The sequence below is a fragment of the Methylophaga sp. F7 genome (assembly GCF_056863975.1).
On the sequence record NZ_CM166511.1, the window covers coordinates 2,828,215 to 2,848,871 of the forward strand.

The following is a 20,657-nucleotide window of genomic DNA, read 5'->3' on the forward strand; positions in this document are numbered from 1 at the left end:
TTAAATAATTGGCGCAGTATAAATATTTTCTACAGCGCTAAATTAATCAAAATCGAGCTATAGTCTGTTGATAGGCCAAAGTGCATATCAATTAAGTTTTCAAAGTTTAATCTGCGTTCATCTGCGAAATCTGCGGATGACATTTTTCCCACGGCTATTCCAAGGTCCAGCGGCTTTATCCATAAAAACTTAATTTCTGTGTCCTCTGTGCCTCTGTGGTTAATTTAATTTTGCCCTACATATATAGATAGAAAAACCTAAGTTGTTGTAAAAAACACACACATTCGTATCTAAATGACCAAATTCACATTTTTTTGTTGTAAAAGTGTTGCAAAGGTTTTGTAGATGTGGAAAATACACTCTTAACCGCGAAACATTCCGGTTACGAGAGAAACTTAAAGTAATCTGTTAACAACTAGAAGGTGAACAGACATGAAAAAAACTACACTTGCTACATTAATCGGCGCAGCGGCATTCGCAGCAGCCGGCGCAGCTAACGCGACAATCGTTGTTGGCGGCGAAAACGGATATGAATTCAGCGTTGACGGTAACATCAACCAATTCTTTATCGCTTCAGATCAAGACAGCGCTAACGGCGGTTACGACCAAAACAACCAAGGCGTAGCGAACGGCTTATTACCAACGTTCTTTGGCTTTAACGTTAAAGCCCCTGAAATTAATGGTTTGACAGTAGCAGCTCGCGTCTCTATCTCTCCATCTACAAATAACGGCAGCTATTTCACTAGCGTCGATGGCGGCAGCGCAGGCAGCATGGAGCAACGTGAAGCGTTTGCGACAGTAGACGGTGCTTTTGGTCAAATCATGATTGGTAAAGGCTTAGGTCTTTATGCAGCTAACAACATCTTGTTAGATCAAACCTTATACGGTGTTGGTGCAACCAGCGTTATTTCTTCTGGTGACCAAAACACAGGTACTACCTCTTTAGGTCGTATTGGTTGGGGTTATGAATATGCTAACTGGCGTTCACAAATTCGCTGGACTTCAGTCGATATGGCTGGTTTCAAACTTGCTTTAGCTGTTGCTGATGGCGATGACTTTTTAGAAGCTCGTGATGCGACTGGTTATGAGAAAGATGCACGTTATGAAGCTTCTTTAAGCTACGGTACTGCATTTGATGGCGGTTCAGCTAAATTGTGGTTAGATGGCATGACTCAAAAAGTTAGCTATAACAATATCGATAGCGCTAAAACTAATGCTTATACCGTTGGTGGTCAGTTAATCCTGGGTGGTTTTGAAGCTGTTGCTGCTTGGTATGATGGTAAAGGCCAAGGTATTGGTGGTCTGGGTCTGGGTGCATTTGGTGTTGATGGTGACGAACGCGATGGCGATGGTTACTATGCACAGTTAGGTTACCGTTTTGGTGGCCAAACATTTGTAGCTGGTTCTTACGGTGAATCTACTCTTGACCGTGACAGCAGCAATGCTGCTACCGGTGGTTTCGCAGATTTAGATGCCAACAAAATGGCTACAATCGGTATCTACCATGACGTTACAGCTAACCTGAAACTGGTTGCTGAATACTCACGCATGGAAACTGAATATCACATTCAATCTGATGAAGATGAAGTTGATGTTTTGGCTATCGGTGGTTTCATCAGCTGGTAAAAAGTTATTTTCTAAACCCACGGGTTTAGTTTAAAACTGATAAAAAGCCTCAACCTTCGGGTTGGGGCTTTTTTTGCATTCAATTTCACGTTTTCCTGAAAAACTGCAGATTATTTACGCTAAAGTAGAGGGCTGTTGTAATTACGTTTTGAGGTATTTATGTCCCACGGCAATATTTCTCTTTTACCCTTCATCCATGCTAGCAAAAACACCATAGATGCACATGCTGACGAAATTGCTCAATTGGATCAGGCGATTGGCGATGGAGATCATCTGATTAATCTGCAGCGTGGAATTGAGGCTCTGTTAAAAAACAGTGAAGAGTTGGAGCAACTCGAGTTTTCGGCCGCGTTGAGCAAGATTGGTATGACCTTAATGTCTACTATGGGCGGCGCATCGGGGTCTTTATTTGGCTCAATGTTTGTGACGATGGGCAAAACGGCGAAAGATAAAACCTTAGATTTAACGAGTATGGCTGAAATATTTACCGCTGGGGTTGAATCCATCAAAGCTCGGGGTAAAGCAGACATTGGTGAAAAAACCATGCTGGATGCATTAATTCCTGCCTCAACCATTCTGCAACAAAACAGTGACCAAGATGCTGAGCTAAAAAATGTATTAGAAAATATGAAAAAAGCTGCGGTTCAAGGAATGGAATCGACTAAGGATCTGCTTGCCACCAAAGGACGAGCCTCATTTCTCGGTGAACGTGCCCGAGGACATATCGATGCCGGAGCTCGTACCAGTCAGCTAATGTTGTGTGCTATTGCTGATGTGATTATTGAAAATCATTAACCTCGAGTCAATTAGTAGATATTTATCCGCAGATTACGCAGATGAGCGCAGATTCAAGACCAACCTTTGGTACTGCAAACTTCTTGCACCAAAATTCAATAGTAATGCCTTGTTTAATTGCGAGGCTTTTAGATAGTTGATGACTTGAGCTTCTTCATGCCCTGATAATTTTTGCAATGCTTTTAATTCAACGATAATAGCCCCAAACATACAAAATCAGCTTTATAAAATGTTTTAAGTGGTCTCTCGTTGTAGATTATTGGTAGACATTTTTCTCGTTCATAGGGAATGCTTCTTCCCTGAAACTCAATCTCCAGTGCTTCTTGATATACAGGTTCGAGAAAACCTGGGCCAAGTGACTTATGTACTCTCATTGCCGCACCAATAATTTCGTATGTTTGCATATCCTTTTGCATAATCTGCGTCCATCTGCGTAATCTGCGGATCAAGAATAAAAGCTCAAACCACAGCGACATCCATGTCGATTAATAAAAACTAACAGCCCCAACGAAGTGCTGCGGTATGCACGGGGGCATCCCATAAGGCAGTCATTTCTTCATCCAGTAAGGTCAATGTCACTGAGCAACCAGCCATATCGAGTGAGGTTGTGTAGTTACCCACTAACGAGCGTTTGATTTCAACACCCTTTTCTTCCCAGAATTTAGCGGCCAGATCGAACACCAGATAAAGCTCCATCAATGGCGTCGCACCAAACCCATTTACGTGCAGAAGAACCTGCTGTCCTGATTGAGGATTTAATTCTTTATCAATAGCCGCAGTAACATGTTGCACCAACTCTTCGGCGGAGCTCATGGTCATCGGTTCGCGCCCTCTTTCGCCGTGAATACCCACGCCCATTTCAATTTCGTTTTCACTGAGTTCAAATGTCGGACGGCCCGCGGCAGGAACGGTACAGCTGGTTAAAGCAAAGCCCATTGATGCGGTGTTACTGGCGACACGATCGCCAAGATTTTTACACTGGTTTAGATCTTTACCTTGCTCAGCCGCAGCACCGACCATTTTCTCAACAATCAATGTTCCTGCGACCCCGCGACGACCCGTGCTATGTGCTTCAGGTAACGAAACATCATCTTTAACTAATATTGTTTCGTGCTGACATTCCAGCATTTCAGCAGCAATTTCAAAGTTCATCACATCGCCAGCGTAATTTTTAACGATAAACAACACGCCAGCGCCATTTTCAACTGATTCTGCCGCTGCTAACATTTGATCCGGTGTCGGCGAGGTAAAGATTTGTCCGGGGCAGGCGGCATCCAGCATGCCTTTACCTACCAGTCCGGTATGCAGTGGCTCATGCCCCGAACCACCACCAGAGATAAGTGCAACTTTTGGTTCTGTTGAAATGCTTGCACGCCGCACAAAGGCAGGTTGCTGTTGCAGTGAAACAATATCTTGATGAGCCTTGACGAAGCCATTCAGACTCTCATCAAGCAGATTATCAACGTGATTAATTATTTTTTTCATTCTCTCACTCCCCTTTCTTTAGAGCTGTTTTAATAACGCTGTTATTTCCTGAATATCCTGGAAAATCCAATCAGGTTTGTAATCAATCTCCGCCAGATCAGCTTCAGATGACACGCCAGTTAACACCATAATGCTGCGCATACCGGCATTTACGGCCCCTAAAATATCTGTGTTCAACCTGTCACCGATGGCGATTGTATTATGTTTATCAGTACCCAGAATCTCAAAAGCCTGTTGATACAAAATAGGTTCAGGTTTACCAATGACAATGGGCTCAATCCCCGTCACAGCGGTTAATGCAGCCAGCACACCACCATTCCCCATCACTTCACCCAATTCAGTGGGTAAGGTCGTATCGGCATTAGTCGCATAGAATTCTGCACCAGCCCGGAGATTTAAGGTTGCTGTGGCCAATTTGTTCCAGTTAAGTTGTCTATCCAGACCAGAAACCACAATATCCGCCCAGATATCATCTGTTTCTGCATCAGGATCAGCAGGATAATAGGTTGAGGTCACGGTAAACCCCTGCTGTTGCAAAGGTTCGATAAGACCGGACTCACCAATGACAAATACTCTCCGTTTCGCTGCAGGCAATGTATCCACCAGATAGCGGGCAGTCGCCATACTGGAGGTGAGAATCTCGTTGGCTGATACCTCAACCCCCATGTCCGCGAGTTTTTTTAGATATTGCTGTTGCGTCAAACTGGCATTATTTGTCGCAAGTACAAATGGAATTTTTTTGGCGCGCAATGTAGAAAAAAACTCTGTTAATCCTGGCAACGGTTTACTACCCTGCCATAAGACACCATCCATATCGATGATGAATGCACCCAGGTCGTTGATTGTTTGCATGATTACCTGCTTATCAAATAATGTAATTGAAATGAAACTTGAAAAAGCGTCGCACAGAACAAAATAGGCTGTCCAGTTATAAACGAACGCGAAAATCGTTAAAAACCCGGAAAAATTGACATAAATGAACCTTGTGCTTTATAGTCTGCGAGCGTATTTTCAACGTAAAACTACAAATTAAATCAATTATTAGGAGCATGTCAGCATGGCAAAAGCACTTATCCAAATGGCTCTGGATTCTCTGGACTTCGATCAAACTCTCGCATTGGCAGAACAAGTTGCACCTTATGTCGACATTCTTGAAGTCGGTACACCTTGCATTAAATACAATGGCTTGGAAATCGTCACTGCCCTGAAAACCAAATTCCCTAACAACCTGATTCTGGTTGACCTGAAAACAATGGATGCTGGTGAATATGAATCAACTCCATTCTACGAAGCAGGCGCAGATATCTGTACTGTTCTTGGTGTATCTGATAAAGCAACTATGGGCGGCGTAATCAAAGCAGCCAATGCTAACAATGCAGAAGCCCAAATTGACTTGATCAGCGTTAAAGACAAAAAAGCTGTTGCAACTGAAGCCGCTAAAAACGGTGCGCAAATCATCGGTGTTCACACTGGTTTGGATGCGCAAGCAGCTGGTCAAACACCATTTGCTGATCTGCAAGCAATCGCTTCATTGAATCTGGGTGTACGTATTTCTGTTGCTGGTGGTCTGAACAAAGACACCATCCAGAAAACAATCCAAGCTGGCGCAACTATCGTTGTCGTTGGTGCTGCTATCTACGGCGCACCTTCTCCAGCAGATTCTGCTAAAGAACTGCGCGCATTGGTTGATGCTGCGTAAGCAGAACTAACAGTAGCATAAATAAAAACGAGTGGCCCTGTGCCACTCGTTTTTTTACGCTTAGCTGACTCATCCGGATTTAATGTTGCAAGTTCTGCCGGTATAACTTATTGACCATGCAGATAAATTGGTCAAAAACAGCAGAGCGTGATTATAATCCGTAGTCTGCAATCCTGCTGGCTTGCCACACAGAATCTAAAATAGTAATTTACCCGTTGCACCAACCTCATCATGTTGGGCAGATGGGGTTAAAAATGTAACAGGGGTATACTCATGAGTGATAAAGGATTTTTTGCTTCAATCTGCAGCTTTTTTAAAGGCTTGTTTTCGTCTGACAATGACAGTTGTTGTAAACCGGAATCAAAAACTGCAGCAGCACCGAAAAATACAAATGATGGTTTAACAGGTGTAGAACGCTACATCCGCAACCAATCACAAAGCGGTTCAAAATTAACTGGCGTTGAAAAATATATTCGCAACAAACTGTCAGCAAATAAACCGATGACAGGTGTTGAAAGATACATTCGCAGCAAAGCTAATGCCGCTCCATTAACCGGTGTTGAGCGTTATATTCGCAGCAAAGCTTAATTAGCCTTTATTACGAATAACTTACCCGCCACCTAATTGATGGTGGGAAAATAATCGGTATTAAACCGGCTATGGTCGTCGTGATATTAAAAAATTTTAAGCTCAACAGCTCTACAAACTAACTCAAGAAGGTAAGAAAATGGCGAATTTACTTGATCAATTAAAGCAAATGACCGTCGTTGTTGCTGATACGGGTGATATTCAAGCAATTGAAAAATACACTCCACGCGATGCAACAACCAACCCATCACTGATTACAGCTGCAGCGCAAATGCCTCAGTACCAAGGCATCGTTGACGATACATTAAAAGCAGCACGTCAATCACTTGGCGCTGATGCACCTGCATCTGAAGTTGTCTCTTTGGCTTTTGACCGTCTGGCCGTATCTTTTGGTCTGAAAATTCTGGAAATCATCCCAGGTCGTGTTTCTACTGAAGTAGATGCCCGTCTTTCTTATGACACTGAAGCCACTATCGCTAAGGGTCGTGATCTGATTGCACAATACGAAGCGGCAGGTGTTTCACGTGATCGCATTCTGATCAAAATTGCTTCAACATGGGAAGGCATTCAGGCTGCAGCCGTTTTGGAAAAAGAAGGTATTCACTGTAACCTGACTCTGCTGTTTGGTCTGCACCAAGCCGTAGCCTGTGCTGAAAATGGTATTACGCTGATTTCTCCATTTGTTGGACGTATCCTTGACTGGTATAAAAAAGATACTGGTCGTGATTCATATCCTTCAAACGAAGATCCAGGTGTACTGTCAGTCACAGAAATTTACAGCTACTACAAAAAATTTGGTTATAACACTGAAGTTATGGGTGCAAGTTTCCGTAACGTTGGTGAAATCACTGAATTGGCGGGTGTTGACTTGCTGACCATTTCACCAGCTCTGCTGGATGAATTACAAAACACAGAAGGCACTCTGGAGCGTAAACTGTCTCCAGAAGTCGCAGCTAAATCTGATGTTGCAAAACTGAATTTGGACAAAGCCACTTTCGATGCCATGCATGCTGAAAACCGCATGGCGGCAGAAAAACTGTCAGAAGGTATTGATGGTTTTGCCAAAGCACTGGAATCACTGGAAGAACTGCTGGCTACACGTCTGGCAAATCTGGAAAGCTAATTATTGATTAGCAATCTGCAATCAGGTTGCGGATTATCCGCAACCTGATTCAACAGATTTTGGCTCAATTGACTTATCGCCAAATTCTGAACTATAGTCCCGCTCGCACTGCGAAACGTGGCAATAATTTTTATTAAAATTTTTAGGAGTAAATACACATGGCTGAAATTCAAATGGCTCTGGATTCATTGGATTTTGACGCAACTATGGCGCTGGCTGAACAAGTCGCACCTTACGTCGATATTCTGGAAATCGGTACACCTTGCATCAAGTACAACGGTCTGAAATTAGTTAAAGCTCTGAAAGCTGCTCATCCAGACAAGAAAATTCTGGTTGACCTGAAAACTATGGATGCTGGTGAATACGAAGCAACTCCTTTCTTTGAAGCTGGTGGTGATATCACTACTGTATTGGGTGCTTCTGATGAAGCGACCATGAAAGGTGTTATCAAAGCTGCAAACGCTAACAATGCAGAAGCTCAAATCGATTTGATCGGTGTTGAAGACAAATCTGCTGTTGCAAAACAAGCTGCTGCTAACGGCGCGCACATCATCGGTGTTCACACTGGTCTGGACGCTCAAGCTGCTGGTCAAACTCCATTCGAAGATCTGAAAACCATCGCTGGTCTGGGTCTGAATGTTAAAGTTTCTGTTGCTGGTGGTATCAACAAAGACACCATCCAAAGCACAGTTCGTGCTGGTGCTGATATCGTTGTTGTTGGTGCTGCAATCTATGGCGCACCTTCTCCAGCAGAATCTGCTAAAGAACTGCGTGCATTGGTTGACGCAGCATAAGGATTAGTAAAATGACAATGCATCGTGATCTAGTTGTAAACAAAATCACTGATATTCTGAAGGCAACTGACAGTTCACTTGAAGCCGAATTTGTTGCTATGTGTGATGATGCCAAGCGCATCTTCATCACAGGCGCAGGTCGTTCAAGACTGGTAGGCAACTTTCTGGGTATGAGATTGATGCATAGTGGTTATACCGTCTATGTTCAAGGTGAAATCAGTACACCAAGTATCCGTGAAGGCGATTTGTTAATCGTTATTTCGGGTTCTGGTGAAACAACACAGCTGGTTTCATTTGCTAATAAAGCTAAATCTGAGAATGCTAAAGTGGTTTTGATTTGTTCAAAATCCAGTTCAACGATTGGTGATATCGCAGATAAAACAATTCAGATTGGTACTGATAATAGCTTTGCCCCAACAAAGGGCATGCCAATGGGAACCATGTTTGAATTGTCTACTTTGATTTTCCTGGAAGCCATCGTTTCTCATTTAATTCATGAGAAAGGTATTCCAGAAGAAGAAATGAAATATAGACACGCTAATATGGAATAACCACTTTCCTTAGCAAAAAATAAAAAACGGGCAATCTTCGGGTTGCCCGTTTTTTTATGTCTGTCGTTCTCGTCCCTCAAAACGGTATAATATCTGGCTATTTAAATTAAATCGGTTCTGAGAGTTATGTCCGCCAAAACACTTTATGACAAATTATGGGATCAACATGTTATCCGCAGCGAACAGGATGGTACTGCACTGATTTATATTGATCGTCATCTGGTTCACGAAGTCACCTCTCCGCAGGCTTTTGAAGGCTTGCGCCTGGCTGGCCGTATTCCATATCGTTTGAATTCAATTTTGGCAACGCCGGATCACAATGTACCAACCAGCCATCGTGAACAAGGTATTGCCGATCCAATTTCACGGTTACAGGTTGAAACGCTGGATCAAAATTGCGCACAATTTGGTATTACTGAGTTTGGCCTGAATGATTTACGTCAGGGCATTGTGCATGTTGTCGGTCCGGAACAGGGCGCTACCCTGCCCGGTATGACGGTAGTTTGTGGTGACTCGCATACCTCTACGCATGGTGCTTTTGGTGCATTAGCTTTTGGTATTGGTACATCGGAAGTTGAGCACGTAATGGCAACGCAATGCCTGATTCAACGCAAATCCAAGAACATGCTGGTAAAAGTCGAAGGACATGTAAACCCAGGTATTACGGCCAAAGATATCGTTCTGGCCATTATCGGTAAAATTGGTACCGCTGGTGGTACCGGCTACGCCATTGAATTTGCCGGTGAAGCCATTCAGGATTTATCCATGGAAGGACGAATGACTGTTTGCAACATGACGATTGAAGCAGGTGCCCGTGCTGGAATGATCGCTGTGGATGACACAACAATTAATTATCTGAAAGATCGCCCTTTTGCGCCTAAGGGGGAAAACTGGGATAAAGCCATGGCAGCCTGGCGTGACTTACACAGTGATGCTGATGCGCATTTTGATAAGGTCGTGGTACTGGATGCCAACCAAATCAAACCTCAGGTTACCTGGGGCACCTCCCCAGAAATGGTGGTTCCCGTTGATGCCAATATTCCAGATCCCGCTGCAGAAAGTGATGCTGTGAAACGCAATGGCATGCTGAAAGCACTGAAATACATGGGCTTGAATGCGAATCAGCCAGTTCAGGAAATTCGTCTGGACAGAGTATTTATCGGTTCCTGCACCAACTCACGTATTGAAGATTTACGCGAAGCTGCTGCTGCAATTAAAGGCGGAAAAGTCTCCGCTACTGTAAAGCAAGCGATGGTTGTTCCGGGATCGGGATTAGTGAAACAACAGGCTGAACAGGAAGGTCTGGATAAAATCTTTGTAGAAGCAGGCTTTGAATGGCGTGATCCAGGTTGCTCGATGTGTCTGGCAATGAATGCAGATCGTCTGGAAGCAGGTGAACATTGTGCCTCTACATCCAATCGCAACTTTGAGGGACGTCAGGGGCAAGGTGGTCGTACACACCTGGTGAGTCCGGCAATGGCGGCAGCCGCAGCGATTGCAGGCCACTTTGTAGATATTACTACGCATTAATGGCGACCAATTATCAAGCCGCTGAGGCTGAACTCAGTACCTTGCGCGATTTTCTGCGATGGACCACCTCACGATTTGAAGAAGCCAGATTATTTTTTGGTCATGGCAATAACGACGCGTTTAATGAAGCCACACAACTGATTCTGCATAGCCTGAAACTTCCGGTAACTGAATTACCGGAATTGTTTCTCGATGCAAGGCTGTGTAGTGCTGAAAAACAGGCTTTATTGCATTTGGTCAAACGGCGAATTGAAGAACGGGTACCTGTTCCCTATCTGACGCATGAAGCCTGGTTTGCTGGCCTGCCTTTTTATGTCGATGAACGTGTACTCATTCCACGTTCTCCTTTTGCCGAATTAATTGATAGCCAATTTGCTCCCTGGTTACAGGATGCAGATTCGGTCGAACGTATTCTGGATATGTGTACTGGCAGTGCCTGCATCGCAATTGCACTGGCCATGACGTTTGAAGGTGCTGAAGTTGATGCTGTTGATATCAGTGATGAAGCGTTGAGCGTCGCCCAGATTAATAAAAACAAACATTTGCTCGGAGATGAGCTGTCGCTTATAAAATCAGATCTATGGACGGAATTAAATCAATCTCGCCAATATGATTTGATTATCAGTAATCCCCCGTACGTGGGGGATCTTGAGATGTCCAGCTTACCAGCGGAATATCATCATGAACCGGTCCATGCGCTGCAGGCTGATGATAATGGTCTTGCTCTGGTAGAACAGATCATTACTGGCGCAGCGACGTTTCTTACGCCACAGGGATTATTGTTTGTTGAAGTAGGCAATAGCGATCTCGCAGTGGATGAAAGATGGCCTGAAACACATTTTTTATGGCTGGATCTGGAGCAAGGTGGACATGGGATCTTTATGCTGACCCAAGCACAATGTGCTGAGTTTGCAGCCGCTTATTCCTGAGTTTCGCTAACCGGACTTTCAGACTCTGACTCAAAAATCCTTACACAATTACGGCCCGCCATTTTAGCCTGATACATTGCCCGATCAGCCATTTCAAACAGGCTGTTAAGCGTGTCCTGTTTATCCTGTCGAAGCGTTGCCACACCAACACTGATTGTAATACCGATTCCAGCCGGCTTAAATCGCGTCAGCCGTTTCTGCATACGTTGCATCAACAGTGCCGCAGTCTGATTGTCACAGCCTGGTAAAAGCAGTACAAACTCTTCACCGGACCAGCGGGCAATCATATCAACATCACGAACGTGGCGTTTGAGCCAGTTACCCAATTCCGCCAGCAGATTGTCGCCACGGACAAAACCATATTGTTCGTTGATGGATCGAAAATGATCTAAATCGATAACCGCCATCGCCAGGTCACGTTTGAATCGATAGGCCTCACTTAAATATTTACCGGCAAATTCACGTAGTGCATGACGGTTAAATAATTGCGTCAGCTCATCCAGCATTGCCAGACTGCATAGTGAGTTTTGCTGTGCCCGCAGTTCTCGGAAATTCTGATAGCTGGTAATGTGATTAAACACCCGTTGACGCAGTTCTTCACGGACAATCGGTTTAGAAACAAAATCATTTACGCCGAGATGAAATAACTCAATTTTGCGTGACACATTATCAAAGCCGGAAGTCGCGATGATGGGTACATTGCCATAGTCTTCACGCAAACGACGGATCTTTCTCACCAGCGTAATTCCGCTCATACTGCCTTCCAGCATGATATCGGTAATCACCAGATCATAATCGCCGCCACTGAAGGCCTCCCATGCTTCTTCTGCAAAGGTATAAGCATCAACATCCAGCCCCATATCGGTTAATAAATCGATAATGATGGTCTGTAAAACCCGGGAATCTTCGATAAACAGTACTCGGCCGGATAACTGGCGGGTTTCGCGCTGAGCCAGGCGTTGCACATAAATACCTAATTCGGATTCGTCATGCTTGCTGAAAATGTCGGTGGCACCGGCCAGCAATGCCTGCTTGAGGGTTCGGGCGTTATCCGTTTCTGTCATCACCAGCACAGCAGCATAATCATAGCCGTTGATTGCTCGTAATTGACCGCAGAACTCGCTTCCAGCGATATCCGACAGATCATCACTGCAACAAACTAATCGATATCGTGTCTGCTGAGCATGTTCAAGACCTTGATTCCCAGTCTCTGCGTGGTCCACTTCAAACCCGGCAGCCGATAATAGTGCACGAGCCTTATTACGAAATTCAGTAGATGCGTCTACTACTAATGCATTGAGTTTTTGCACTATGCCAATCCTTTATTCTAATGTGCATTCTGCCTGTTGCTGAACATTAACAGCAAGCTTTCCCTGACAGAATTTGTTGCGTAAAACTTGTCCGAAGGTAAAAACCACAAGGATGATACCATTCTTCCTCGCCGTCATGCCCTATCTGCCGGGTAATTACCCGACTATTGGCTGCTTTGGGCCTTATCTGTAAAAAACGTCCCAGTTTCGCTGTCACGGCACCTTCAGCTATCATTATTTCCATCAACTCTTCCCAGTCCTGCTGCAGCACTGTTTCCTGCTGTTCTGAAGGCTGCCATAAAATCGCCTGTCCAATAAATCGATCCGCTAATGCTATAGCGTTATCGGCTTCAACCGGCAACCACAAAACCTTGCTCAGTTTACGACGTAACCATGATGTCTGCCAATGCGTTTCAGACAGAGCTTTGGGAGTCACCGTGCAGACATATGTCGATTCTTTTGGCTCACCGCGGGTATTCAATGGAATGGTTTTTAATTCAATACCCAAAGCAACAAAATCCGGTTCCGCTTGATTACCGGCATCGGCGCCCAGAATGCGCTCCAGTAGATTCCCTAACCAACCTTTATGACGGCGCAAATCTACAGGAACCGTCAGGCCGGATTGCTGTGCAAGCTGACCCACCGTTTTGCCAGCTATTTGTTGGCAACGATGCATCAGTTCAGCTTCAGAGGCAGGGGGAGAAACTGGAACCGGTTCCGGGTAAATATGATCAGACATGAGTGACATGATAATCTAGTACGTTTAAATCTGCTTAAGGCGATTCCGGTGAAAGCGCTTACTATTGAACATCTGAATAAAACCTATCGCAATGGCTTGGAAGCACTCAAAGATATCAATCTGACGGTTGAAGAAGGTGATTTTTTTGCACTGTTAGGGCCAAATGGCGCTGGCAAATCCACTACCATCAGCATTCTAACGTCGTTAGTCACAAAAACCAGTGGCTCGGTAACCATCTTTGATGCCGATCTGGACAGTCAAACCGAGTTGGCTAAAAGTTATATCGGGTTGGTGCCGCAGGAATTTAATTTTAATGGTTTTGAGCAGGTTAAACACATTCTTGTGACGCAGGCCGGTTATTATGGCGTTCCGGCAAAAGAGGCCGAACCGCGAGCCGATGTCTTGCTGAAACAATTAGGACTTTGGGAAAAACGTCATACGCCTTCAAGATCATTATCTGGAGGTATGAAGCGCCGATTGATGATTGCCCGGGCGCTGGTACACAATCCACGCCTGCTTATATTGGATGAGCCGACAGCGGGTGTGGATATTGAGCTGCGGCGCTCAATGTGGGTGTTTTTACGTGAAATCAATCAACGTGGCACCACTATCATCCTGACGACGCACTATCTTGAAGAAGCGGAAAATCTGTGTCGCAATATTGCCATCATCGACAAGGGCCGTATCGTTGAAAATACTGATATGAAATCGTTATTAAATCGCCTGGATAAAGAAACTTTTGTACTGGATCTGCTGGAACCTCTGACTGACAGCAGTTTGCTACAGGGGATTGAATATCATCAGGTAGATCCAACAACTATAGAGGTCGAACTTCAGCGCCAGGAGGGCCTGAATGATTTATTCACGGTGTTAACCGAACGCGGCATAAAAGTAGGCAGTATGAAAAACAAGGTGAATCGTCTCGAAGAATTATTTTTAACCCTGGTTGAACGTCCGGAGTCTGTTGAATGAATAACCGCCGCCAGCATCACTGGATTGCCTTTTCAACCATCGTCACCCGGGAAATCAGGCGATTCCTGCGGATTTGGGCTCAAACGCTGTTACCACCAGCGATAACCATGACGTTATATTTCATTATTTTCGGTAATCTGATTGGTAGCCGAATTGGTGAGATGGAGGGTTTCAGTTATATGGAATATATCGCCCCCGGCATCATCATGATGGCGATTATCAACAATGCCTATTCCAATGTCGCTTCGTCTTTTTTCAGTGCCAAGTTTCAAAATCATATTGAAGAGCTGATGGTTTCTCCCGTTCCCAACTATATTATCCTCGCAGGATATGTTGTCGGTGGAGCAGCCCGCGGCCTGTTTGTTGGACTCATTGTGACATTGGTTTCACTGATATTTACCAAACTTACCGTTCAACATATCGGTATTACCATTAGCATGGTCTTTCTCAGTGCCGTCATGTTTGCATTAGGCGGATTTATTAACGCCTTATACGCCCGCAGCTTTGATGAAGTCTCAATCATTCCAACCTTTATCCTCACCCCGCTGACTTATCTGGGTGGCGTATTTTATTCGATATCACTACTGCCCGAGTTCTGGCAAAACGTTTCCATGCTGAATCCGGTTTTATACATGGTCAATGCATTCCGTTATGGCATTTTAGGTGTTTCGGATATTCCGGTAGCCGCTGCTTTTGCCATCATCCTGGCCTTTATCGCTGCACTGACAAGCTATGCGCTTTATCTGCTGCATAAAGGTACTGGCTTAAGGAATTGAAGAGCATTAACCACAGAGACACAGAGGGCACAGAGTTTTATAAATAGCTTGTGGCTTATGGTGACTGACGTTTAAGTGGTGTTTTAAGGCATTTAAAAAATAATCCGCAGATTACGCAGATGCACGCAGATTAAATAAATGGTTTTCAGGTTGATGCAGTAATGCATCACAAAAGAACTCTGAGGGCTAGCTTCTTTCAAACCGACTTGTTAAAGCATTCATAAAACATCTGCGAAAATCTGCGTAATCTGCGGATATAACAACCAAAAGCCTCTGTGTCTCTGTGGTTACTTTTAGTCTCAGCCTACTAATTTAATCGCATCGCGGACCACTTCAATCCCGGCGCCGGGTAAATGCGCATTTTCACTTAAGTGCCGCCGCCAGCGACGAGCCCCTGGCAAGCCTTGAAACAAACCCAACATATGGCGGGTAATGGACTTCAAGGGTCTCCCCTCTTTCATACGCATTTCAATATAAGGCAGCATCAATTCGACTATTTCATGCTGACTAGGGATTGACCGATCATCATTAAAAATTCGTTTATCCGCTTCAGCCAATAGATATGGCTGGTGATAAAGTGCCCGCCCCATCATTACTCCATCTACTCTTTGCAGATGGTTTTCAGCCTCGTCCAGCGTGTGTATGCCGCCATTGATATCCAGATGCAAATCAGGAAACTCCTGCTTGATTTGATACACCTTTGAATACTCAAGTGGAGGGATATCCCGATTTTCCTTCGGGCTTAAACCTTTTAACCATGCTTTACGGGCATGAAGAATCACTGCATCGACTTCAACCTGATAAATTGCGCCGACAAATTCTCTGACAAATTCATAACCGTCATGCTCATCAATCCCTAATCGGGTTTTGACCGTGATGGGAATATCAGTTGCCTGCTTCATCGCAACCACACATTCAGCCACTAACCGGGGTTCGGCCATTAAACAGGCACCGAAACGACCATTCTGTACACGATCACTGGGGCAACCGACATTCAGGTTAATTTCCTGATAACCAGCCTGGGCACCTAAGGTGGCACATTTTGCTAATTCTGCAGGGTCACTGCCACCCAACTGCAATGCCATTGGATATTCATTTTCATCATGGGCCAGAAAGCGTTGATGATCGCCGTGGAGCAATGCGCCTGTGGTGATCATTTCGGTATATAGCAAAGTATGCTTGGAAATGATTCGGCACAAATAACGGAAATCCCGATCGGTCCAATCCAGCATCGGTGCCAGTGATAAGCGATGGGCGAATTTAATATTGGCTGTCAAAGTCATAATAAAACCTGTTTAATCCGACATTTTCGCAAATCAGCCGTTAAAATGCCCATTTAATACGTTATTTAAGTCAGTCGATGAGCACCATCAAGATTAACGATCACTCCGTTGCCGTTGTCCGAAGCGCACGCAGAAAGACCATTGCGATCAAAATTCAGGATGGCAACGTAACGGTGCACTTACCCAAATTAATGCCGTTATGGTTGGCAAAACAATTTGTGATGCGCAAACAGCAATGGATCGAGGATAAATTAAAAAATTTCCAGCAGCGTCCACCCAAACGACAATTTATTGAAGGTGAGTTACAACCTTTTATGGGCGAGCAATATCCATTACATATTATTCAGGAGCCACAACGCCAGCGACTGCATGTCCTGCTTGATCAACAGAAAATGGTGATTATGGCACCGCCCAATGTCACAGCCTTGCAAATAAGACAGGCGTTAACAAGATGGTACAGACGTCAAGCAGAATCGTTACTGCCTGAACGAGTAAAACAGCTTGCTGAGCAAACTAGCCTGCGACCCAATCAGGTTCAGATTAAAAGCTATAAAGCTCGCTGGGGCAGTTGTACTATGAGAGGAGATATCCAGCTTAACTGGCAATTAGTTCAGGCCACACAGTCGATAAATGATTACGTCATCATTCATGAATTATGTCATCTACGTCAGCATAACCATTCAAAGGCCTTTTGGGATTTGGTTGAACAATTTGACCCCAATTTCCGTGAACATCGCCGTTGGTTGAAACAGCATGGACATCAGCTCGTTATCTAGGGTCCTTGATATTTCATAGCCACTACGGCTTGGGGCTATGAAATATCAACAAAGCCTTTAAGAAAGGCTTAACTTGGTAATTTTTTCATTATGAATTAATATATGCCACATTGGATAAGGAACGCTGCGACAGAGAACCCTCTGCTAGGCTTATTCAATTTTACATTCCAAACGGCGTTCATTATTACGGGTCACTGGTAGTAATGGGCGTTTCATCCGAACTTTACCCATAGTTAAACTATCATTACCTTATTTGAATTTTAATGAGGAAGTTGTCTATGAGTAATGCTTATCTTTTTACCTCTGAATCTGTTTCAGAAGGTCATCCAGATAAAGTAGCAGACCAAATTTCCGACGCTGTTTTAGATGCAATCCTGTCCAAAGATCCCCACGCTCGTGTTGCCTGCGAAACTCTGATTAAAACCGGTGTAGCGATTGTGGCTGGCGAAATCTCAACCAGCGCCTGGGTAGACTTGGAAGACATTGTTCGTAAAACCATCACGGATATTGGTTACAACAGCTCCGAGGTCGGTTTTGATGGACAGACCTGCGGGGTCATGTCAGTTATCGGTAAACAATCCGGTGACATCGCCATGGGTGTGGATCGTGAAACAGAAGAAGATCAAGGTGCCGGTGATCAAGGCTTGATGTTTGGCTATGCCAGCAATGAAACTGAAGTGCTTATGCCAGCTCCTATCACTTATGCACATCGTCTGGTCAAACGTCAGGCCCAAGTACGTAAAAGCGGTGAATTACCGTGGTTACGCCCTGATGCCAAAAGTCAGGTGACATTTGCCTATGAAAATGGCGTACCGGTGGGTATTGATGCAGTGGTCCTATCAACCCAGCATAACCCTGAAATCAGCCAAGCTGATCTGAAAGAAGCGGTGATGGAACTCATTATCAAACAAACGCTTCCAGCTGAATGGCTAACAAAAAATACTCGTTACCATATTAATCCCACCGGCCAATTTATTATTGGTGGTCCTGTGGGTGATTGCGGCCTGACCGGTCGCAAAATTATCGTCGACACATACGGTGGCATGGCCCGCCATGGTGGTGGTGCATTCTCCGGCAAGGATCCTTCAAAAGTCGATCGTAGTGCAGCATATGCGGGTCGCTATGTAGCGAAAAACATTGTTGCCGCCGGACTTGCTGATCGTTGCGAAATTCAGGTTTCGTATGCCATCGGCGTTGCAGAACCTACCTCCATTAGCGTGGATACATTTGGTACAGGCAAAATTGCTGAAGATAAACTTGTCGAATTAGTTCGTGAACATTTTGATTTGCGCCCGGTTGGCCTTATCAAAATGTTGGATTTAGTACGTCCCATTTATCAGCAAACTGCCGCATATGGTCATTTTGGACGTGAAGACGCTGACTTCAGTTGGGAACGAACTGACCTCGCTCCCGTCTTACGTGAAGCAGCAAAAATCAACTAACACAGGAAATTATCATGCAATCAGCAGTAGAAAACTTAAAACCAGATTACAAAGTTGCCGACATCAGTCTGGCGAAATGGGGCCATCAGGAAATCAAAATCGCTGAAAGCGAAATGCCTGGATTGATGGCCTTACGTGAAGAATATGCTGGCCAGCATCCGCTGAAAGGTGCGCGTATTGCAGGTTGTCTGCATATGACGATACAAACTGCCGTGTTGATTGAAACACTGGTTGAATTAGGTGCTGAAGTGCGCTGGTCTTCTTGCAATATCTTTTCAACACAGGATCACGCTGCAGCGGCGATTGCCGATCAGGGCATCCCGGTCTTTGCCTGGAAAGGTGAAACCGAAGAAGAAGCTATCTGGTGTATTCGTCAAACCATCATTGGCACTGATGGCTGGCGCCCGAATATGATTCTGGATGATGGTGGTGATTTGACCACGATGATGCATGAAGACTATCCGGAATTACTCGACGATGTTAAAGGTTTGTCGGAAGAAACCACCACCGGCGTACATCGTTTGTATGAAATGATGAAAGCAGGTGCCTTAAAAGTCCCGGCGATCAACGTTAACGACTCAGTCACCAAATCAAAATTCGACAATCTGTATGGTTGCCGTGAATCACTGCTTGACGGTATCAAGCGTGCAACCGATGTGATGGTTGCTGGCAAAATCTGCGTGGTGTTAGGTTACGGCGATGTCGGTAAAGGTTGTGCACAAGCTTTCCGTGGCATGGGCGCTACCGTGATGATTACTGAAATCGATCCAATTTGTGCCCTACAGGCAGCAATGGAAGGTTACCGTATTGTCACCATGGATGAAGTCGCTGATAAGGCCGATATCTTTGTGACGGCTACCGGTAATATCAATGTCATTAATCATGATCATATGGCAGCGATGCGTAACGAAGCTATCGTTTGTAACATCGGTCACTTTGATAACGAAATTGATGTGGCTTCACTACGTAACTACGAGTGGGAAAACATTAAGCCTCAGGTTGACCACGTTATTTTCCCTGACGGTAAGCGTATTATCCTGTTGGCTGAAGGTCGTCTGGTCAATCTGGGCTGTGCAACCGGTCATCCAAGCTTTGTAATGTCAGCGTCTTTCACTAATCAGGTCATGGCGCAAATCGAGTTATGGCATAACAGTGCCAACTACGAGAATAAAGTGTATGTCTTGCCAAAACGTCTGGACGAGAAAGTGGCCCGGCTGCATTTAGGCCGAATCGGTGCTAATCTGACCGAATTAAATGCTGAACAGGCCAAATATTTAGGGCTTGAGCAACAAGGCCCCTATAAACCTGAACACTACCGTTACTAAGTTAAGCAGGGCTAACCTAAGTGTTAGCCCTTTTTCTTTTACCTAAAGTAAGCATCATGTCCAAACAACCTGTTATCAGCTGTGAATTTTTTCCGCCAAAAACGGAAAAAGGTGCACAAAATCTTTTATTGGTGCAAGAGCGATTAGCTGTATTAAAACCTGAATTTTACTCCGTGACTTTTGGTGCAGGGGGATCGACTCAGGATAATACGCTTGAAGCGGTTATCGCTATACAACAACGCGCAGCAGAGACCGGAATTGATGCAGCTCCGCATTTATCCTGTGTGGGATCATCAAAAGAACGCATCCGTACTATCCTGCAAACCTATATCGATAATGGAATTTCCCGCGTGGTGGCATTAAGAGGTGATTTACCCTCTGGCATGCGTGATCCGGGTGATTTTCGTTATGCCAATGAACTGGTGCAATTTATTCGCAAAGAAACCGGCGATCATTTCACTATTGAAGTTGCAGCTTACCCCGAAGTACATCCTCAGGCACAGGATGCTGGTGTCGATCTGGAAAATTTCAAACGTAAAGTTGATGCCGGTGCTGACAGCGCCATTACACAGTATTTTTTCAACATTGATTCTTATCTGTATTTTGTAGAACGCTGCCAGAAAAAAGGCATTGATATTCCGATAATTCCCGGCATTATGCCCATCAATAATTACACTCAACTCGCGCGGTTCTCTGCAGCCTGTGGTGCAGAAATTCCTCGTTGGCTAAAAAAACGTCTGGAAGAGTTTTATGATGACAGTGTCTCGATGCAGGCATTTACTACCGATTACCTGACTGAATTTACTGAAAAACTGATTAAACTGGACGTACCCGGCTTACACTTTTATTCAATGAATAAAACACAGCCTGTATTAACCGTTTGCGAACGACTGGGATTGGTTCGCTGATTATTA

At 44.6% G+C, this 20,657-nt stretch carries 20 protein-coding genes, 1 pseudogene and 1 riboswitch; of the genes and pseudogenes, 15 read left to right on the plus strand and 6 right to left on the minus strand.

Going from position 1 to position 20,657, the window contains the following annotated elements:
* Positions 1-432 precede the first annotated feature (432 nt).
* Both AC08OG_RS14220 and dhaL read left to right on the plus strand, forming a co-directional pair.
* A complete protein-coding gene (locus tag AC08OG_RS14220) occupies positions 433-1,626 on the plus strand; it encodes a porin (RefSeq protein ID WP_482929783.1) in 1,194 nt (397 codons plus the stop codon).
* 159 nt (positions 1,627-1,785) lie between these two features.
* Positions 1,786-2,421 (plus strand): dihydroxyacetone kinase subunit DhaL, encoded by a 636-nt coding sequence (dhaL, locus tag AC08OG_RS14225; protein WP_482929784.1) that lies wholly within the window; start codon positions 1,786-1,788, stop codon positions 2,419-2,421.
* A gap of 33 nt (positions 2,422-2,454) precedes the next feature.
* Here the strand turns inward: dhaL and AC08OG_RS14230 are convergent.
* From AC08OG_RS14230 to AC08OG_RS14240, 3 genes and pseudogenes are all read right to left on the minus strand, one after another.
* Positions 2,455-2,897, minus strand: a pseudogene (locus tag AC08OG_RS14230) (GxxExxY protein).
* A 19-nt stretch (positions 2,898-2,916) separates the two neighbouring features.
* A complete protein-coding gene (gene dhaK / locus AC08OG_RS14235) occupies positions 2,917-3,906 on the minus strand; it encodes a dihydroxyacetone kinase subunit DhaK (protein WP_482929785.1) in 990 nt (329 codons plus the stop codon).
* 18 nt (positions 3,907-3,924) lie between these two features.
* Entirely contained in the window at positions 3,925-4,758 is an 834-nt protein-coding gene (locus AC08OG_RS14240; protein WP_300495760.1) for an HAD-IIA family hydrolase, read from the minus strand.
* A gap of 205 nt (positions 4,759-4,963) precedes the next feature.
* Here AC08OG_RS14240 and hxlA (AC08OG_RS14245) point away from each other — a divergent pair, with 205 nt between their 5' ends.
* The 7 genes from hxlA (AC08OG_RS14245) (at position 4,964) to prmB (ending at position 11,120) form a co-directional block, all read left to right on the plus strand.
* Entirely contained in the window at positions 4,964-5,605 is a 642-nt protein-coding gene (hxlA, locus tag AC08OG_RS14245) for a 3-hexulose-6-phosphate synthase (protein ID WP_292356637.1), read from the plus strand.
* Between the two features lie 273 nt (positions 5,606-5,878).
* Complete coding sequence (locus tag AC08OG_RS14250; RefSeq protein ID WP_292356639.1) at positions 5,879-6,193, plus strand: hypothetical protein; 315 nt, start codon at positions 5,879-5,881, stop codon at positions 6,191-6,193.
* Between the two features lie 139 nt (positions 6,194-6,332).
* Positions 6,333-7,316, plus strand: coding sequence for a transaldolase (locus AC08OG_RS14255; RefSeq protein ID WP_292356641.1), 984 nt, complete (start codon positions 6,333-6,335; stop codon positions 7,314-7,316).
* 158 nt (positions 7,317-7,474) lie between these two features.
* The gene (gene hxlA, locus AC08OG_RS14260) at positions 7,475-8,110 is read left to right on the plus strand and encodes a 3-hexulose-6-phosphate synthase (RefSeq protein WP_014707664.1); all 636 of its coding nucleotides are present in this window, start codon (positions 7,475-7,477) and stop codon (positions 8,108-8,110) included.
* A gap of 11 nt (positions 8,111-8,121) precedes the next feature.
* Complete coding sequence (gene hxlB / locus AC08OG_RS14265; protein ID WP_014707665.1) at positions 8,122-8,661, plus strand: 6-phospho-3-hexuloisomerase; 540 nt, start codon at positions 8,122-8,124, stop codon at positions 8,659-8,661.
* 126 nt (positions 8,662-8,787) lie between these two features.
* The gene (gene leuC / locus AC08OG_RS14270; protein ID WP_292401373.1) at positions 8,788-10,191 is read left to right on the plus strand and encodes a 3-isopropylmalate dehydratase large subunit; all 1,404 of its coding nucleotides are present in this window, start codon (positions 8,788-8,790) and stop codon (positions 10,189-10,191) included.
* Positions 10,191-11,120: a 50S ribosomal protein L3 N(5)-glutamine methyltransferase gene (gene prmB / locus AC08OG_RS14275; protein WP_482929786.1), complete on the plus strand. Its 930-nt coding sequence runs from the start codon at positions 10,191-10,193 to the stop codon at positions 11,118-11,120. The genes leuC and prmB overlap by 1 nt, the downstream gene beginning before the upstream one ends.
* Here the strand turns inward: prmB and AC08OG_RS14280 are convergent.
* Together AC08OG_RS14280 and mutH are read right to left on the minus strand one after the other, a co-directional pair.
* Entirely contained in the window at positions 11,111-12,430 is a 1,320-nt protein-coding gene (locus AC08OG_RS14280; protein WP_292356647.1) for a diguanylate cyclase, read from the minus strand. The genes prmB and AC08OG_RS14280 overlap by 10 nt on opposite strands.
* Positions 12,431-12,476: 46 nt before the next feature.
* Positions 12,477-13,169 (minus strand): DNA mismatch repair endonuclease MutH, encoded by a 693-nt coding sequence (gene mutH / locus AC08OG_RS14285; protein WP_292401380.1) that lies wholly within the window; start codon positions 13,167-13,169, stop codon positions 12,477-12,479.
* A 48-nt stretch (positions 13,170-13,217) separates the two neighbouring features.
* Here mutH and AC08OG_RS14290 point away from each other — a divergent pair, with 48 nt between their 5' ends.
* Together AC08OG_RS14290 and AC08OG_RS14295 are read left to right on the plus strand one after the other, a co-directional pair.
* Complete coding sequence (locus AC08OG_RS14290; RefSeq protein WP_292356651.1) at positions 13,218-14,141, plus strand: ABC transporter ATP-binding protein; 924 nt, start codon at positions 13,218-13,220, stop codon at positions 14,139-14,141.
* Positions 14,138-14,917, plus strand: coding sequence for an ABC transporter permease (locus AC08OG_RS14295; RefSeq protein WP_292401383.1), 780 nt, complete (start codon positions 14,138-14,140; stop codon positions 14,915-14,917). The genes AC08OG_RS14290 and AC08OG_RS14295 overlap by 4 nt, the downstream gene beginning before the upstream one ends.
* 299 nt (positions 14,918-15,216) lie before the next feature.
* Here the strand turns inward: AC08OG_RS14295 and dusA are convergent, their stop codons facing one another.
* Positions 15,217-16,200 (minus strand): tRNA dihydrouridine(20/20a) synthase DusA, encoded by a 984-nt coding sequence (gene dusA / locus AC08OG_RS14300; RefSeq protein ID WP_482929787.1) that lies wholly within the window; start codon positions 16,198-16,200, stop codon positions 15,217-15,219.
* A gap of 77 nt (positions 16,201-16,277) precedes the next feature.
* Here dusA and AC08OG_RS14305 point away from each other — a divergent pair, with 77 nt between their 5' ends.
* From AC08OG_RS14305 to metF, 4 genes are all read left to right on the plus strand, one after another.
* A complete protein-coding gene (locus AC08OG_RS14305; protein WP_482929788.1) occupies positions 16,278-16,976 on the plus strand; it encodes a M48 family metallopeptidase in 699 nt (232 codons plus the stop codon).
* A 110-nt stretch (positions 16,977-17,086) separates the two neighbouring features.
* A riboswitch (S-adenosyl-L-homocysteine riboswitch) is annotated at positions 17,087-17,163 on the plus strand.
* 91 nt (positions 17,164-17,254) lie between these two features.
* The gene (gene metK, locus AC08OG_RS14310; RefSeq protein ID WP_292356660.1) at positions 17,255-18,418 is read left to right on the plus strand and encodes a methionine adenosyltransferase; all 1,164 of its coding nucleotides are present in this window, start codon (positions 17,255-17,257) and stop codon (positions 18,416-18,418) included.
* Positions 18,419-18,432: 14 nt separating this feature from the next.
* Positions 18,433-19,743 (plus strand): adenosylhomocysteinase, encoded by a 1,311-nt coding sequence (ahcY, locus tag AC08OG_RS14315; RefSeq protein WP_292356663.1) that lies wholly within the window; start codon positions 18,433-18,435, stop codon positions 19,741-19,743.
* A gap of 56 nt (positions 19,744-19,799) precedes the next feature.
* Complete coding sequence (metF, locus tag AC08OG_RS14320; protein ID WP_292356665.1) at positions 19,800-20,651, plus strand: methylenetetrahydrofolate reductase [NAD(P)H]; 852 nt, start codon at positions 19,800-19,802, stop codon at positions 20,649-20,651.
* The last annotated feature ends 6 nt before the right edge of the window (positions 20,652-20,657 follow it).